Annotated in this window: 8 protein-coding genes; all 8 read left to right on the top strand. The window is 55.7% G+C overall.

Going from position 1 to position 18,307, the window contains the following annotated elements; all coding sequences use genetic code 11:
* Positions 1–140: 140 nt before the first annotated feature.
* From dpdE to dpdD, 8 genes are read left to right on the top strand one after another with little or no spacing between them, the layout of a single operon-like run.
* Complete coding sequence (dpdE, locus tag SOP95_RS03985) at positions 141–3,428, top strand: protein DpdE (RefSeq protein ID WP_323606243.1); 3,288 nt, start codon at positions 141–143, stop codon at positions 3,426–3,428.
* Positions 3,425–6,019, top strand: coding sequence for a protein DpdF (gene dpdF / locus SOP95_RS03980; protein WP_323606241.1), 2,595 nt, complete (start codon positions 3,425–3,427; stop codon positions 6,017–6,019). Before dpdE ends, dpdF begins: the two co-directional genes overlap by 4 nt.
* Positions 6,016–6,966: a protein DpdG gene (gene dpdG / locus SOP95_RS03975; protein ID WP_323606239.1), complete on the top strand. Its 951-nt coding sequence runs from the start codon at positions 6,016–6,018 to the stop codon at positions 6,964–6,966. The genes dpdF and dpdG overlap by 4 nt, the downstream gene beginning before the upstream one ends.
* Positions 6,963–10,061, top strand: a complete 3,099-nt coding sequence (dpdH, locus tag SOP95_RS03970) for a protein DpdH (protein ID WP_323606238.1) — start codon at positions 6,963–6,965, stop codon at positions 10,059–10,061. Before dpdG ends, dpdH begins: the two co-directional genes overlap by 4 nt.
* On the top strand, positions 10,052–10,768 hold the full coding sequence (dpdI, locus tag SOP95_RS03965; protein WP_323606236.1) for a protein DpdI: 717 nt from the start codon (positions 10,052–10,054) through the stop codon (positions 10,766–10,768). Before dpdH ends, dpdI begins: the two co-directional genes overlap by 10 nt.
* A gap of 15 nt (positions 10,769–10,783) precedes the next feature.
* The gene (gene dpdJ, locus SOP95_RS03960; protein ID WP_323606234.1) at positions 10,784–15,352 is read left to right on the top strand and encodes a protein DpdJ; all 4,569 of its coding nucleotides are present in this window, start codon (positions 10,784–10,786) and stop codon (positions 15,350–15,352) included.
* Positions 15,349–15,882, top strand: coding sequence for a phospholipase D-like domain-containing protein DpdK (gene dpdK / locus SOP95_RS03955; protein WP_323606232.1), 534 nt, complete (start codon positions 15,349–15,351; stop codon positions 15,880–15,882). Before dpdJ ends, dpdK begins: the two co-directional genes overlap by 4 nt.
* Positions 15,879–18,125, top strand: coding sequence for a protein DpdD (gene dpdD / locus SOP95_RS03950; RefSeq protein WP_323606230.1), 2,247 nt, complete (start codon positions 15,879–15,881; stop codon positions 18,123–18,125). The genes dpdK and dpdD overlap by 4 nt, the downstream gene beginning before the upstream one ends.
* Positions 18,126–18,307: the final 182 nt, after the last annotated feature.

Here is an 18,307-nt window from a genome sequence, read left to right as displayed (position 1 = left end):
AATGCGTTGAAAAATCCGTTCACTCTGACGGGCGGCGGTTGTATTCTCTTTGAGGTAATTCAACGCGAACGTTGGAGGCAGCCAAGGAAGTGCAGAAGACATTTCTCTTGTGGTGTCCTATTGCACGGACAAGAGGTGTCATGTTCTGTTTAGTGAAAGATTCTGAAAGTGATGGCTTGGGTAAGCTCGTTGGCCGTGATGGTTCGATAGGTGTCGTTGAGTATTTCGACTGTCCGACCAGCGCGATGCGGCACCGGGTTCACGTACCTCTATCCTCAATCAAGCAAAAGCGCTTGGGACGAAATACCCGAGTTTTTACGTACGACGAACTAGATGGTCAGTGGCGTATCGGGCGAGTACGCGAGGACGACGGTGAAGGCGTCGAGATCCGCTTGGCTGACAAAGTCGACGTTTATCTTGGCTACGAGCAGGTCTTTGTTCGATGGAAGCGACCGGTCCAAGACCCGGTCAGTTTCCTTGGTAACTTTGTTACCGAAACGCCTCGCTTTGCTGATGCGCGGTCTGGCTTCCTACAGAATTACCTTCATCAACGAGGCGCTGCGTTTGGCATTTCTGCCTTGCTGTCCTCTGCTATCGAATTGGAATCTCACCAGGTTGATGTAGTGCGACGTGTTTTGACCGATCACTCCCAGCGTTATCTGCTTGCGGACGAGGTTGGCCTCGGTAAGACGATCGAGGCGGGAGTTATCATCCGCCAAGTTGTGCTCGATGATTTGCGTAAGCATCGAGTCCTCGTGCTAGTCCCGCATGCCTTGGTGACCCAATGGCGGGATGAGTTAATCGTTCGCTTTGGATTGCGCGATTTCATCGATGAATCGGTATTCGTGCTGCCCCAGGAAGATAACGAGGGCTTGCGCGACGTTCTGTCCAACCTATCTTTACTAGTCATCGACGAAGCGCATCATTTGGCCGACCCTCACGCTGACGATGCAAAGCAAGACTTGTACCGTCTAATTAGCGATGTGGCGCAGAGTACTGACCGTTTGCTCCTGCTGTCGGCGACGCCGATTTTGCGTAACGAGGAAGGCTTTCTGCGCATGCTTCATCTGCTGGATCCGGTGGTTTACCAACTCGATGATCTAGAGAACTTCCATGCCAAGATCGTCAATCGACAGGCGCTCGCTGAGACGGTCGCAGCCCTAGATCCGAGCAATTTCTTTTTCATGGATGCTGCGCTCGATGATCTGACTGAGCGTATTCCGAACGACCTGCGTTTGGCGCAGTTGACTCGAGCGCTGAAGGAGAAGTTGCTCGAGTTGCCCGACGAGGATGACGCGGAATTTTGCATGGCTGTGCGGCACCTGCGAGCTCATATCTCCGAGACTTACCGTCTCAATCGCCGCATCCTGCGCAACCGCCGTAGCCAAGTGGAGGGTTTAACGCCCGACCGCAAAGGAGCGCAAGTCTGGACGGTTAAGGATTCAGCGATGAAGCGTCTCGAATCAGTTGTAGAGGACTGGCGCGTTAGTGCCTCGCTGTCGATCGGGTCAGCGGATGCCGCTGTTGCGCAGGCGCTCGTGGCGTTTTACTGGACCGTGACTTGCGCTCTTTTGGAGGATCTAGGTGTCCTTCGCCAACTTTGCACGGAGCGCCAACGCAGTATTGAAAGCGACGCGTCTAAGTCTTTTATCGGAGAGGAGGTACTCCTCAGGACCGTCATCCGTGCGATTGAGGACGAGGAGTGGATGGAGACCCGCCTCGACCGGTTGTATGTGGGGTTGCGAACGTTGCCGGAGTCGACCAAGGCGGTAGTTTTCTGCGCCAGCGAGAGTGTCGCTGACAAAGTCTTTGCTCACTTAAGGAGCAGCAACCTCGGCCTGATACGACACGATGTTGGCGAGGTTAGTGATGGAGTTAATGAGCATTGTTGGCGAGAATTTCTAACCAATTCCGCGATTCGGGTCATTGTCTGCGACCGCCAGGCAGAAGAGGGCATCAACCTGCAGGGCGGGGATAAGGTCGTGGTGCATTTTGACCTCCCCCTACAGCCAAATCGCATCGAACAGCGCATCGGGCGTGTTGACCGCTATGGCGCCGGCACTTCGGTGCAGTCATACGTATTGCTCGATGAAGACGCGCCGCTCCAATCCGCATGGTTCGGCATTCTCGACCAGGGATGGGGCGTTTTTAACCAGTCCATCTCGAGCCTGCAGTACCTGGTTGAGGCTGAACTAGATGTTTTGAGGGGGGCACTGATCCATGGCGGCGTAGAAGCACTTGACGCGTTGCGTGATCGTTTGGCTGGTTCCTCCGGCTTAGTGGCCCGCGAACTCAAACTGATTGATCAGCAAGACGCGCTGGACCAACTGTCGCCGTTGCCTGAAGCGGATCTAGACGACTTGTTCGAAGTAGATGGGGATTGGAGGACCATCCGTGACACGATGATGTATTGGATCGAAGATACGCTTCTGTTCCGCAAGGAAGGTGAACCGCGAACTCCTGGTACCCATTCGGTGGACGATCCGTTCCGCTTTCACTACTACCCGCCGGATGGCAACAATCAGTCACCGACACTCATTCCCTCGTCTGGATTCATTAACGATTTTTTGGGCGCTATTGATTTCGAAGCACCAGGCAGTCGTGCTGCCCTACCGAAATCCTATCCGTATGCTGTACACCGTCCTACTGCCGTCAGGCGCAGAGTGAGCCCATTGCGTTACGGAACAGCGTTTATTGAGGCTGTCATGTCATTTTCGGATTTGGACGACCGTGGCCGTAGTTATGTGATGTGGCGGCAAGTGTTCGACCATTTTTCGCCTTCAGAAATCCGACTTTGTTTCCGCTTCGACTTTGTGGTGGAGGCGTGCTTGGATGATGCCATCGCGGTTCTGACTACCGATCATGGCCAATCGGGCGAAGCAGCACAGGCTGTACTGGCAAGACGCGGAGACTCCTTATTTAGCCCTGCGGTGGTGCAAGTCTGGGTGGACGAGGACGGAGATGAACTGCCGCAACATTTTATTGAGCGTTTTTTGATTGCTAAGTATGCAAAAAAGGGTGGTAAGGGATACATCGACAAGAATCTTGAGACACCTTACTTACGTGCCTTTCGGAGGGTGGCGCCGGATACTTTTGCCAACTGGGAGGAGCGCTGTGAGCGGATGCGCGACCGCGCGCTGGCTATTGTGATGGCGAGGCCGGAATTGAAGGGGCGACAGCACCGCGCGCTGGATCGGGCGGTGGCCGAAGACGAGATACGCTACGCTCAGTTGCAGACCCGTATCCAGTCCTTGCAAGGTCGGGAGGCTCAGGGCGAGGCACACCAGCTTATATTAGAACAGGAGCTTAACCGCGCTCTCCATCGGGGCATATTGTCCCCTTCGATAAAGGTCGACGTCGCCGGCGTGGTCTTCCTCACTAGCGAACCTGTATCCCTTATCCAACGCTTCATACAGGAAGGCGCATGAGTTTCGGTTTCGATGAATTACAGACTATCCTCGGGATTTGGCCAGTAGCCACTGATTGGTCGGAAAAGGCAGATGACAGCTTGCTGGAGCGGATTTTCCAGTTGTTGAGTGCAGCGCAAGCCCAGCCTAGCGACATAACATGGCATGCCGACCTGCAACCCTTGTTGCGGCATGTTTTGCTCCGCGCCAGCGACGGCGCGGGCAAGAATATGAGGCTGCGTGTGCCTGCCGATCGGGGGTGGCCCGATCGGGCAAGTTGGGCTGACCATGGGGTGGAAGCGATGGAAGCGGGACCCACTGCATATCTGCTAACAGCTCGAGAGTGGCATCCAGAGTGGCTTGGTAGCGGAGAACATGGCGTGTTCGCCGATACCTTTTCCGACAAGAAAGTACGTCGGATGGTGCATTGCGAGGTGGATCCCTTCGTTCATGATAGAACCGGCTTTACGAACTATTCGTCCCCGGGTCAGCGCGAGGCGGTGCGTGCCGCCTTTCTGATCCCAGAAGGCGATACCCTGATGGTCAATTTACCGACGGGCTCTGGAAAAAGCTTGGTCGGGCAGGCCCCCGCTTTAGTAAATAAAGAGGATGGCCATCTGACCATCTTCGTCGTGCCGACGGTCGCCCTTGCTCTCGACCAGGAGCGCGCTATGCAGCAACTGTTTCGAAGTAATGGTTCTTCCCGCCCCGACTGGCCGCTGGCTTGGTACGGCGGCTTATCGAAAGAAAAGCGTGCAGAGATTCGGCAGCGTCTGCGCAATGGCACCCAGCGAATCCTGTTCACCTCACCAGAAGCGCTCACCACTTCGCTACTACGTGTTGTGTCGGATGCCACCACCGACGGCATGCTGCGGTACTTCGTGATTGATGAGGCTCACCTGGTCACCCAGTGGGGTGACGAGTTCCGTCCTTCCTTTCAGGCCTTGGCAGGTCTGCGCCACAGCCTGCTTCGGTTGGCGCCGCGTGGTTTTCGAACCTTGCTAATGAGTGCCACCTTCACGGATGAAACGGTAGAAACATTGGCTAGCCTATTCGGCCCCCCCGAACGGGTACAAATGGTATCGGCAGTGCATCTTCGCCCGGAACCGCAATATTGGTTCTACAAGGCTGCATCGACGTACGAAAAGCAAGAACGCGTGCTTGAGGCACTGCGACATGCGCCGCGACCGTTCATTCTTTACGTCACTAAGCGAGAAGAAATCGCGTCTTGGAACACAGTGTTGCGTTCTCGCGGAGGCCTGCGCCGCCTAGCCACGTTTGACGGTGGAACGCCCGATCGCGAGCGGCAGCGAATCATTTTGGAGTGGGCAGCCAATCGCCTCGATGGCATTGTCGCCACGTCAGCTTTTGGCGTTGGTCTCGATAAGATTGATGTGCGCACGGTGATCCACGCGACGATTCCGGAAACTCTGGACCGATTCTATCAAGAAGTGGGGCGCGGTGGCCGTGATGGCAAGTCGTCGGTCAGCCTGTTGGTATTCGACGATACCGACTGGGCTTTGCCGGAGCGACTCGCAAAGCCCAAGATAATTTCCGATGAGCTTGGATTCAGCCGCTGGAAGGCCATGTACCAGTCACGCCAGCCAACTACTGAAGAGGACTTGTGGGGCATCAATATCGACGCCGTGCGCGAAGGATTACCGGGGGGAAGCGAACACAACGTTAACTGGAACATGCGAACCCTCATCCTGATGGCGCGTGCTGGCCTAATAACTCTCGAACTAGAGGTCAATCGCGACGAGCAGGATACCGAACCGGGCGAGGATGCTTCGTCAATGCTAGCGGCAATGGCAAACGTGCGAGTACGAATCCGAAACGACGGCCATCTTATTTCCAAAGTCTGGGAAGACGCGATCAGAGCCTCGCGAAACAAGACGCTAGAGGCGGCTGAGCGGAACTTGCAAATGATGCGGCAACTGCTGCCTCGGTCCTGCGGCCTGGACCAGCAGATCGGTCAAGAAGTCGGTGCCACGCTTACGCAGTTGTACCGCATTCGGTCGTTGCGCTGGCCGGTTCAGGTAATGCAAGTTTGCGGCGGCTGTCCGGCGGATCGCTTCGACACTGAGGATCGCAGGCACTATGCCGAACCGGTCGTCGTTCCGGTGAATCGTGTCTTATCGTCGTCCGCCGACGCCTGGCGGGAAAATTTTCCTTGGGTGGACCCCGCTTTTGCCTATGTCTTCTACGACGAGAGTCGACCCAGGGATGGCGTCCGACAAGCCATCCTGCAATTCGCTGGATGGCTGGTGCAGTCATGCGGCGTACGTGAGTTGGCAGCCCACCCTGAATCGCCACTGATGTGCATTCCCGAGTGGACCCGGTTATATCAGTTCGCGCGCGACCGGGTACTGCTACATCGGTCGGTTTTGGACTCCGATCTGGAGCCTTACTCCCCGCTTGCCCGTTTGACGGTGCTGGAACCGGACTCCTCCCCTGAACTCATCATGGATACCCAGATGTTGCAGCGGCCCTTCCATGTTGTGCTGCTACCGCTCGGCATGCCGGATCCTGGTAATAGCTTGCGCCGTCTTGCCGACGTCACCCCGAATGCGTTGCATCTGGAAAAACTAATTCAAGTGATAACCCAATGAGCATTCTTAACCGTGAAAACGATGGTCTCCATCCGATACTCCTGACTCTGGCCAGAATCGTCGCCCGAGACAAAGCCATTTCTCGCGATGATCTGATTAATGTCTGCGTCCCGCATTCCGGCATCGATAAGGAAAGCGGCAAAGAAACCGATAACGACAAACGCAAGGACCTGGCATCCCGGGCTCGTGCAACGCTGCTCCGTTGGGTCGCTCTCGGATTGTTCGCCGAAGACCGCGACCAAGTTCGTTTGGATGTTGAATTTACACGAGGGGAGTCTGCTGACGCATTTACGGAGCGTCTTCCCACCATTTGCCGCGGCCTTGCCTTGCGCCTGGAGTACGGGATGCCCTTGTGGCCCGCCAATGGCAGCATTTCGGAAGAGGAGGTTGGGCGCACGGCCGACCTATGCCGCGGTTTGGCCTGGTGCCTGACTCAGGATATCTACGCGCTACCAAGCACGCATGGTGAAATCGAAAGTTTGATTACAACCCAGGTGCAAACAGGACGATTCATCTTTCTGAACGACACACGTTGGGCTGGGCTCCGGTCTTGGGCGAGATTCCTTGGCTTTGCCACTGGTGACGACTCCAGCTTTTTCTTCGACCCGACAGTAGCGGTGCGCTCGGAATTAAAAGAGGTTATTCGAAAAGGCGAAACAGTGCCTGCGGCTGAGTTCGTGTCGCGCTTGGCCGTACGTTTGCCGGTGTTGGATTCTGGCGTCTACCGTCTTGAAGTGGAACAGGTCCTGAGGCCTGAGAGTTGGACAGCACCTGCTACCGGACACTTGTCGACTGCGCTGTCATTCGCTTTGCGGCGTTTGCAGAAGCAGGGAATGATCGGCTTGGTGACTCTGGCTGATGCCGGTTCACGACTAACGCTCGTCGGGCAGGGGGGGCGGACATGGGAAAGCTTTACCCATATCAGCTTGTTGAGGGACGCACCATGAGTTTGCTGAGTTATTGGCCTAATGCTGACGAAGTTAATGACTGCATCAAACACGAAGCTGAGGGCGCCCACGATGCCGTCCTGCTAGCTGTCCACAAACCTTCGCCACTAAGTTACAAGCAGATTTCTTCGGGTGTAAAGTTCGAAGCTAGCGAAGAAGATCTATTCAAGTACCTGATCACAAAGGATGTACCCACCGGAGTTCATGTTGTTCCCATCACCGGGGCATCCGGTGTCGGCAAATCGCACATGGTGCGTATATTAACGGCTCGTCTGCAGAGCACGAATGAGGATGACCGATATGTGATCATCCGCATCCCAAAGAGCGCCAGCCTCCGGAGAGTTGTGGAACTGATCCTGGAAAAACTGCCAGGGGAGGAGTACGCGCCAGTCAAGGCAGAGTTTTCTAAGGCGTTCACTGAAGAACTCAACATCGAAACTGCAGTTGTCAGGTTCCAAAGAGAGCTAGAGATCGCTTTGGGCGAATTAACGAAAGGGTTAGAGGCTAGTGTTAGGGCTAATCCTCGAGATTCGGCATTGAAAGAGCAATGGGGCCATGCTGCTAATTTACCAAAGTTCATGGGTGACCCAGTACTTGTCGATTATTTTCGCGAGAACGTATTTCCAAGGTTCGTGCAGCGAGCTATTGCTGGGCAGAATCAGGCTGAGCAGGAGGCATCCGTCAAGGACTTTGATCCGAGCGACTTCCAACTGCCAGATGCCATAGACATCAGCAAGGCCGCTTCGCCTACGCACGCTTATTACACTCGGACATTGCTAGTTCGGGAAGGTGAAGGCATGCGTACAGCTACTCGCCTGCTCAACGAGAGCAAGGTTGTCGACCAAGCGATTCGCCAGCTATTCAATCTGCACCAATCCTTGGGTGGTATGACTTTGCAAGAAGTCATCCAGGAGATTCGCCGCCTGTTACTTCAGCAACAGCGCGAACTGGTGATCTTTGTGGAAGACTTCAAGGCACTCACCGGTATCCAGGATATATTGCTAAAGGTGCTCATCCAGGAAGGTGTGCGCAATGGGGTTAGGGAGTTGGCGACGATGCGTTCTGTCATCGCAGTGACAGATGGCTATCTAGATTCCGAGGACACAATCGCAACCCGTGCGAAGCGTGAATGGAAAGTGGAAAGCGAATTATCCACCGAGCAAGAAGTTTTGCGCCGTACTAAGGCGCTCGTTGCTTCTTATTTGAATGCTGCGCGCTGGGGCTACCGTGAGTTAGTGCATCACTTTGAGATAAAGGGTGGTGCGCATGCCGGGCAGGAAGCCTGGATCGGGCCATATGCCGACCATGAAGATACTAGCGATGACCCTGTGTTGGCCGCTTTTGGGAAAGAGGGCGAGATTCCGCTATTCCCATACACAGAGCAAGCCATTGAACAACTCGCGCGGTCTGTGCTCACCCGGAACAATGCCCTGGTCTTTACTCCGCGGTTCATTATTGACAATATTTTGCGTGACTTGCTTTTGTCAGGCAGGCCAGCATTCGAACGTGGGCAGTTTCCGCCACCAGACGTCAATGCCCCTGGGACGAATGCGGAGGTCACGCAGTGGCTAGCTTCGCTTCCAGTGTCTGAAGAAGTGCGGGAGCGCTACCGGCGTGTCGTCGCGATCTGGGGCAATGCTCCTCGTACGTCGGAGGAGATCGGCTGCATTCCGAAGGAGGTATTCGATGCCTTCAAGCTGAGTCGGCCGAACATCGAGTTCCGCAGCGCCCTACAACGTAAGCCGAAGATTGATCCGATTCAACCGTCTCCGAATTCACAACCAAAGCCGAAGGACGAGTACCTCACTGAGGCTCTTGAGAGATGGGCGCAAAAAAGTGAGCGTCTACCCCAGCAACCAGTTGCTAACCAAATCCGGAAATCGATCGCGTCCGCTCTCAATGAGCGGATCGATTGGTCAGCCGAGCGTTGCATCAAGTCGCCTATTATGCCCACGGATGTATTCATACCGAACGCCGGGGGGGGAGGTAACAAGGGGGAAAATGCGTTATTGGTGGCGGACGATCACACTGATCCCTCCGGCCAATTGCGAACAGAACTGGCCGCCGTGGTTCGCTTTTACGAATTGAATGACGGGAAGATGTACTACGAAGGAGCTGACGACGACCTGGTTTGGATCGGCAATCTTATTGACCGACTGATGCCGCAGGCGCTGGCGCTTCTGCGGGCTAAAATACGGCAGAAACTCGGCATGGCAGTACGATTGCTATCCATAAATAGCAGGATCCTCGGTCTTATGGAGCGCTACCGCACCCCAGCCAGTCTCGCTGCATTCTTGTTCGGTGCGCCAAGTATCCCCCAACGTTTGCCTGACGGGGTACCTGCAGAATTCGGCGATTGGCGCGCCTTGCAGGAGCAGGCGTTACGAATACGTCCCGAGTTACTCCAACTCGTTGCCTTCTACTGCGGCAGCTTCCAAGGTGCTGGTAAGACGCCATATGCCATAGACATGGCGAGGGTAACCGACTACTTGTTGCCTGAGAGCGAAGTGACCAATCTGAACTCGCTTGACTTGATCTCTGCCGAGTTGAAGCAGGCGCTCGCGGTGATGAGCGAAGCGCGTGTGAAGCTCCTAGTGCGCAGAGTATTGCAGGGGGCGGGTAATATTCGAGCAAAATTAACATCAGAACTCGGCGAAAGCTTCGACAAGCAAGAAATTGCAGTAGAACTCAAGGCGCTCGCAGATCAGTTGAAGGAGTCCGGCGTCTGGAACTTGGATGAAATTGGCATGGGCCACATGGCCTTCAAGAATTTGTGCGAAGAGTTCCGCAGCGGCGCGCTGCTCGAGGCACTGTCCGTGCTTATGAATTCCGGAGCAGGGGAAGCGGGGGAGAGCGATGGCCAGTTGATCAGTCGTATGGGGCGTTTTGACGTCCATCCGCTCATCGTGGCGTCGCGTTTCGTCGAAGCGGCGGGCAAGGTGGTGCGCGCTTCGGAGAAGCGCGCTAAGGGATTGGAGGACCAGTTCCAGGGCGTGGACCCCCAGGCGCAGGCTAGTGAGATCCAGATCTTGTTCGAAAACCTCATGAGTGAAATGAATGCTCTGGAATTGGAAGGAGCAACCGCATGCTCTTAAACGATGCACGAAATGTCCGCGTGCGTTTGATGCATGCTGAAGCCGCCAGCAGTGGCATCGAGGAAGCTGAGGCGTTGGCGGCAAAGCGGAATGAACTGCAGGAACTGGCCAATCGGATCGTGACCGTGGCACGCCGAAACACCTTGCTTCGGGAGGAGAGCGTTCCCCTGTCGCGAATTGAGGCCATCGATAAGGCGAAACAACTGATCAGTCAGATCAATGCCCGCTTTGTCGAGTCACCTAAGGCCACTACCTTGGTGAACAAGCAGCGCTGGAGTAAGTTGGTGTCGACACTAACCGAGTTCAGAGCTTCGGCAGAGGCACAGCAGAAGCAGGACTGGAAAGTCTACTTCAGCAGCAAGTTGTTTGGTGGAGTCCCTCCCGAGCAACGCAAGCAGACCATTCTGCAGGCACTGCCGGAAAACCAGATATCTTTGGATCGTTATACGCGCCTGTATCAGCGTTTCAATCAATACCGTAATCTCGTGCCTGCTACTGTTGAGGCTTTGCGCGAGGTGCTCGCGTGTTCGAAGGACTTAGCGAATATCCAGTTTGTCGAGAGTAACGACGTGCCAGTTCCGGTTAAGGCGTTCTTTGACGCCACCGCCACTGGGAACGGAGCTAACCTCGACCTGCTGACCCAAGAAGTCATTGAATGGCTACGCACGAATAACATGCTGGCTAACTATGTAGTGCGGGCACGCTAATTGAACGGAGTCATCTTGGAAGCACGCGAACGTTTTCTTGCCTCGGTACTGGATTGCATCGAAGAGCGTGAAGCAAGGTTGCTGGTTTGGGGCATCGTCGATGGTGTCTTCAGTCAAGAAGAACTCAGCGACTTGTTCAATCCCCTGATCGACGAAGCCATCGATGATGGTATCGAAGACTTTTTCTCTGCTGAGGATGTCCTGGAGGAACTACGACTACGCAAATGGATTGTCGAGGTGCCCAGGAGTGGTGGCGCAATCGGTTACCGATCACGCATGGCGGAAACCGTGCGCTTACTGCAGCGCTTGCGGCAGTTGTTCCCGAAACACTCAGGTTCAAGTGGATGGCAGCAGGCCCCTAGCTTAGTTGCCGACTTCCGTTTTCTGCGTCGTCGTCGTCGTTATCCGGCGCGAGACATCTCCGTCGACCAAGCGTTGGCCATGATAGGTGAGGCCTCCTCGAGTCCCGCGCTGCTAGCGGCTGTAAAAGCGCTGCTAACGCCCCCCGATCGCACTGTCCGTCTGTCCGGCTTCCAGGTACGCGCTGCCCAGCGCATTTTGCGCGCGATCGAAACTGGGAAGGACTTGGCGACCATCGTTTGCGCGGGTACTGGCAGTGGTAAGACGCTTGCCTTTTACATACCGGCGCTAGCATCGATGTACCGCCATGTGCTGGCAGAAGGCAAAGCCGAGCGCTGGGTCAAGGCGGTCGCCTTGTATCCCCGCACCGAGCTGCTAAAAGATCAGTTGCGCGAAGTCTTGCAGCGCACCCGAAGCCTCCAAGCCGGTTTACCGCAAAAGGATCAGGTGTCGATTCGCGTTGGTGCGCTCTATGGCGATACCCCGTTTTCCGCACAGTTCTGTGAGTGGGCAAAAATAGGCAATGATCAGGTCTGTCCGACTCTTGCCTGTCTCGACTGTGGCGGTGAGTTGCGTTGGTTGCACAAGGATCGAAAGGAGGGACGCGAACGTTTGGTGTGCGCTGTTTGCGAAGCAGTGTTAGACGGCAGTGTGTTTCCGCTCACCCGGGAGTCGCTCAAGAACTCCGTACCAGACATCCTATTCACCACCACCGAGATGCTGAACCAACGCCTCTCGGACAACTCGATGATGCATCTTTTCGGCGTTGGCCCCAGGGCGCTGCATGCGCCGGAACTGGTGTTGATGGATGAAGTGCATACTTACGAAGGTAAGCACGGTGCGCAAGTCGCATATCTAATGCGGCGCTGGCAGCGACTACTCGATCAATCGTTGCGCTTCGTCGGCTTGTCGGCGACCTTGCGCGAAGCTTCACAGTTCTTTGCGGCGCTAACAGGTTGTCGCACGAACCTTGTAGATGAAGTGTCACCGCGTGCTGACGAGATCGAATCCGAAGGTGCCGAGTATATGATTGCCCTGCGCGGCGATCCGGTCTCGCGCACGGCATTGCTGTCCACAACCATTCAGACTGCCATGGTGCTGCAGCGCTGCCTCGATCCAAAAGCCGCGCAGCCGGCACAGTCGGTCAGTCGCGGCGTTTTTGGCCAGCGCACCTTCGTCTTCACCGATAACCTAGATGTGATCAATCGTTTGTATTTCGACTTGCTCAGTGCTGAAGGACGCAATAGCTATGGTGACCCTGACATGCGCAATGCACCTGACGGCGGTTTGGCAGTGCTGCGCGAGGCCGGCTCCTCTCTCTTCCGCTATGCCAACGGGCAAGACTGGCGCTTCTGCCAAGACTTGCATATGGGCCTCAAGCACCGTTTAGTGATCAAGCGTGTTAGCTCCCAGGATCGTGGTGTTGACGCCAGCGCGGAAGTTATTGTCGCCACTGCCGTCCTGGAAGTGGGTTTCGACGATCCGGTCGTTGGTGCAGTAATCCAGCACAAGGCGCCGCGCGGAATCGCGGGCTTTCTGCAGCGTAAGGGCCGCGGCGGCCGCACCCGCGGCATGCGGCCCTGGACGGCGGTCGTGCTGTCTGATTATGGTCGCGATCGCGCTGCTTACCAGAGTTACGATTTGCTGTTCGATCCGGAACTGCCTGTTCGTACATTGCCCTTGGCGAACCGTTACATCACCCGAATGCAAGCAGTGTATGCCACCATAGATTATCTGGCATTGCGACTGCAGGACGGTCCTGCAGGTAGCGTTTGGAGCGACCTGAGCGGTGGCGACAAGCTCAATGCGCAGCGTCGTCAGCGCCTAATACGTGAACTGCGTAGTATTCTTGAAACCGAAGCAGGTAGCCGGCGTCTCTCCGACTATTTGCGCCGTGCGCTGCGCCTGTCTGACGAGGAGTTGTCGGCAATACTGTGGGAGTACCCGCGACCGTTGCTGACAACTGTGCTGCCGACCGCGCTCCGGCGTCTAGCGAGCCACTGGAGTGCAGACGGTAACCCGCAGGAGGATTACAAAGCCTTCAACACTCCGTTACCGGACTTTATTCCGGGTTCTCTTTTCGCTGACCTCAATTTAGCCGAGGTCGCCATCGATCTGCCAGAGTCGCACTCGGCAAGTCCTTCCAATGCATCTGTTATGTCAGTGTTCGCCGCACTGCGCGAGTTCGCGCCCGGTCGCGTCAGCCGGCGCTATGGCGTGCGCTATCGTACTGAGCGCCACTGGATCGCACCGTCGCCGGACTTCCAAAGCGGATCGGGCATCTGCAGCGATGTCTTGGGCCTCGATGTCGATGCCATCGGTAACCACGTGCTGCTAGGGGAGTATCTGGTACGCCGGGGCGGTGAAACGGTAGCTCTGCCAGTTTACCGCCCGGTACGCCTGGTACCGCAATCCCCCCCGGCGGCAGTTAAAGACTCGTCGAATGCCTCCTTGGAATGGCATAGCCAAATCGTCGCCACCATCGAACCGGGCTGGCTGACGCCGCCCGCAGGCAGTCGGTGGGCAGAGATTGTCACCCGTATCGGCTTTTTTACGCACTCGCGCCATGCTTCAGTAGAGATTCGACGCTTCGCGGTGGGCGCTTCGGCGGAGATTGGTGTTGGCGCGGAGAAGGTGCGGACCGACACGGTGTTTCAACGTGAGAACCAAGCGGTGGGGCTGGGTGCGCAATTTGCCGCCGACGGTATGGTGTTCCAGATCGATATCCCCCCCGATTTACACCTACGCCAGATTCTGGGCGACGAAGCGAAGTGGCGCGCAGTACGCAGCGCTCGGTTCATTGACCTTGCTTGGCGCGGTGAGCGATTAGCCATGATTGCGAGCCCCTTCATGCGCGAGTGGATAGCACAGATTTACCTGTCTGCCATGACCTATGAAGCGATGCACCGACAGATCGGCTTGGCCGAGGCCGACGCTTCTATTCGACAGGGTCAGGCATCGATCTCGCTTCCAGATGTGCTGGGCCTGTTATTTCAGTCGCAAGTGGTGGAGGTGCAGGGCGGCGACGAGACGGTGGGCAGCCCAGAAAAGTTACGCCAGGAACTGGATGCCTGTCTGCGCGATCCCATCGTGATTGCGGAATTGCACGAGTTTGGCGCCATGCTTTGGGAGCCAATCGATTCCGGCTGGGAACTGTGGCTACGTGGGGTCTACCATTCCACGCTTGCTGCAGCACTTCTACGTTCGATTACCGACCTATGCCCGAGCATCGATCCGGAAGACCTGACGGTCGACTTAGAACGCGGCCCGGCACTCCCCGGCCAAGCCGTCGGCTTTGACTCAGAAGTGGTGGAGGCGTGGTTTACCGAGCGTAGTCCAGGGGGCAACGGACTGATCGAGGAGTTTATGCGGCGCTACGCGGAAGACCCGCGGCGCTTCTTCGCTACAGTACGCGCCAATCTGAGCATGGGCGAGTTTGAGTTGATCGACCATCAACTCAAACAAATGGTCACCGTGCTAGCCGAGGACAATGGTAACGGAGATTCGGAAAGCGCCTCACTGGCGCGCCAATTCCGTGCCGCCGCCAGCCAGGAAGAAATGACACAGTCTTTTCAACGCTTACGTCGGAAGTTGTTGCAGGAAGGTTTTTCCCCCTTCCACGGCTTTTTAGTGGCGCTTGGTAACCGTGTTCTGCGACCGGGATCGGGCGCGGCGACGGATCTCTACCTTTCCCGTGTGCTTGATCATTGGCAGAGTGAGGAGGCGCGTATCGGCATAGAGGTCGATCTGCGCGTTATGAGTTATTACCTAAGCCAATCGGACGATATCGATCGTATTGTGTCCGATATCGGCTCCCCTCCAGGCAACGACCGCGCGGCCTGGCGCATTGGCGCTATCTATGGCCTCTTATGGCCCCGCGGTCGGGCGATTCGCCAGTCCGCACTGAAGATAAGAAATCCCTTCAGTGAATTGCCTTTGATCGAGCGCCTCTTGGTGGTGGAAACCATCGGCGACGACCGTGTTTGCATTTCGCTGCTGGACCGTGACTGGTTGCTGCGATCTGCCGAGCAACTCAACGCCGGCCGCCAAGTTACGTTGACCTGCCCGGAAACCGAACGTGCTCGCCTAGCTTCCGCGCTCAATGCACTGGTAACCAATCCGGTCGAATCCGGCTACTTGCGCGCTTATGCCCGCCTACAGGGCATTCGCCAAACCCAATCAATGATCGAAGCTGATATTGAACTCGTCGAGGCAGTGCAATGAATATTCTCCATCGGCGCATTTTCAAGACGCAAACCACTGGCGTCACCACGATCCAGGAGTTATTGCAGACTATGTTCGTGGCCGAAGTGTTGCAACCCGGCCACGACATTTGGATCGTTTCTCCTTGGATCAGCAATGTTGTCTTGATCGACAATCGGTCCGGTAGCTTTGATGCCCTCAATCCCGAATGGGGGAGGCGAGAGATCCGCCTCGCCGATGTCCTTGTGACTCTGATGAATTACGGTACAAAAGTGCATATCGTCACCCGGAGCGAAGCCAGCAACGATGCCTTCCGTACCCGGATCGCCGATTTGACTCGTGAGCATAGTCTGGAAGATCAACTCGCGATGCACATCCACGGCCAATTGCATACCAAGGGCATCCTGCTCACGCGTTGCCTGTTGATGGGTTCAATGAACCTGACCTACAACGGCATGATGATCAATGACGAATGGGTCGAGTTTTCGCTCGATCAGCACGATCTTGGTCGAACCCGCCTTGAATTCGCCCGCTACAGGGAGGCTGCATGATTGACGTCTTGCCCTCTCAGGAAAAGTCCTGGCTAGGGCGTTTTTTCTTTGGGCGCAATGCCCTGCACTGGGAAGCCATTGTCGGTGGTAGCGCGCCGGCGGCATGGCTGGAGCAGGTAAACCCGTGGATCGCAACTTTTGTTACTCAAGACTACCAATCGCCTATTGTGCTGCCGGTATTCGATGCTGATGGGCCGTCTCATTGGTATGCAATGGCTAGCAATGAGGCATCGGCAGTAGCATTGGTGCAGGAGTTGACAGCTGTTGTTGGCCCAAGTTACAGCGATTTCCATGGCCAACCACTGCAGGTCGATTGTGGCGACGAAATCGAGTGTGCCTTGCAGAAACGCTTTGGCCGTTTCGTATTCTGCTTGCGGCCAGTGAATGCGGCAGCGCGCAGCGATGTTACACAATCCTTGCAGTTGTATCTTAGTTTGCTGCGCCGCCGCCCAGACATCCCTGACCGCACCCAACGTCCGTTCGGCAAGATACGTGCTGAGTTTGATCGGGCGCTACTGGCCGGTAACGAGGCAGATGCTCAACGGTTACGCCACGAATTGGTTGCCAGCGGCCGTATTGATGTTGAACAGCACAAGTATTTGGATATTCGCATGTTGGCCGGTCTCGGTCGCCAGCATCAACTGGCGCACGATTACTCGCTGATCAAGTCTGTTCTAGGTCTGTCTTTACCCGCTCAGACCATCACCGACTTGGTCGAGGCGCTTTATGCAACTTATATCGCAGCCATCGAGGATGACCCGAACGTCGAAGCCATCCTGACAGTTTTTCGAAATGACATCGCACGTCACTTCGGCCCGCTGTTTAAGGAACGGAAAGGTGTTCGTCAACCTAATGTACTGAAGGCCTTCCTGCTTCATGAACTTGTGCAGGACGAACCGAATATGGCGCGTTGCGGGGCGATTGCTGCCGCTTATCCGGCTCAAGCCGGGCCAGAACTGATCGAGTATTGGTCCAGCCGTTTGGTGTCTGCCCCATCGTTGCGTTCCGATGTCTTTGAATTGGCACGTCAGGCCTTAGCTGATGACGACTATGAGTTGGCGCTGCAGTTGTCGTTTGAATCCTTCCCTAGCGCTTGGACGTACAGTGCCATGCTGCGTTGCGCAGTGGAACTAGAGGATATTGAAACCACTCGGCGGGTGCTCGAAGCGGTGGGTAATGCACCCGAAGCCGCGCGGGCAACATGGACAAAACGTGATCTGAGCAGACTGCAGCAGTTGCAGTCAGAACCGTCAGAAGCGTCGCAAGAGCGTCCTGACACCGATTGGATGTCCTGGGTTCGCTATGTTGAAGCCGGGCGCTGTGAGCGTCCTCCGCTGCAGATCCTGGAGGAGGCACTCACGCGTTGGAGTGCTGAGGCCTATGCTTCGGATCCAGAGGCCTGCCGTCAGTTGGCCGAGAAGATCGGCAACGCGAGCGGTGAGGCAGAATGTGTGTTTCGCGATGCCTTCGGCGCCTTGGTGGAGTTCTTTGTCGATCGCTTGGCACATCCAGTGCGTGGCTTCATACCGCTTTACACCATGCTAATCCGCATCGTTGCATGGAATGGCGTGGTCTCGGCAAATGAACTCGAATTGGCATCTGCTCTCATACAGGCGTTGGTCAGCCTTGGTCCCTCGAAGGACGACTACGTCGAAGCGCTCGATGCCTACTCTGAGATAATTACAGCGAACAGTACGCCCGGTAATATCGACTGGGCGCTCAATGCAGCTGAAATGCTGGCCTTGCACGGATCTCCAGACAGTGAATCGCGACTGCGGCTTTTTATGGCAGTCGTGGAGTTGGCGCGCACCCAGAACCATCGTCTCAAGCCGACTCAACATGCAATCCTGTCTCTACTGGCAAAGGATTACAGTTGTACCAACTTGCTGGAGTCCTTTTCCTTTCAGGAAGAGGGGCATGCGGAAACAGCGCATGCTGATTTCGACGGTTTAATCGGCATCTATACGCTGACTGAATCCGCCGGGCAGCGTGCGCGTCAATTCCTGCGAATGCTCTTGCCGCTGGCACGGGTAGAGTTGAATGCCGACGTGGTAGCAACTGACAGGCTTAAGCATCTGGCAGTAACCGCCGATATCTTCGTTTTTGCCTGGAGGAGCAGTAAGCACCAGGCCTATTACGCGGCGAAGGAAGCACGCGGCGACCTGCAAACCCTGCTCCCCATGGGGAAGGGAAGTGCCAGCATTTTGAGTTGTGTGTTGACGGAACTCGAAAGGCTGGGATGAAGCGTTTAAGCATCGAAAAACTGCAGATTGGGGTGGCGGCGAGAAAACTAATTGACTCTATGCCTGTGGAGTTTTGGAAGGAGGAGTGGATGATGAAAAATTTGAATACTCTGCAGGCAGGGACATTGTTAGTCGCGGTGTGCGTGAACTAAAAAAACAGCTTATAAGTAACCATTATAGAT

The sequence above is a fragment of the Pseudomonas sp. YuFO8 genome, assembly GCF_035065025.1.
Lineage (GTDB): Bacteria > Pseudomonadota > Gammaproteobacteria > Pseudomonadales > Pseudomonadaceae > Aquipseudomonas > Aquipseudomonas putida_AE.
The sequence above is the reverse complement of the archived record's forward strand: the minus strand, read 5'-3'. Positions and strand labels throughout refer to the sequence as shown.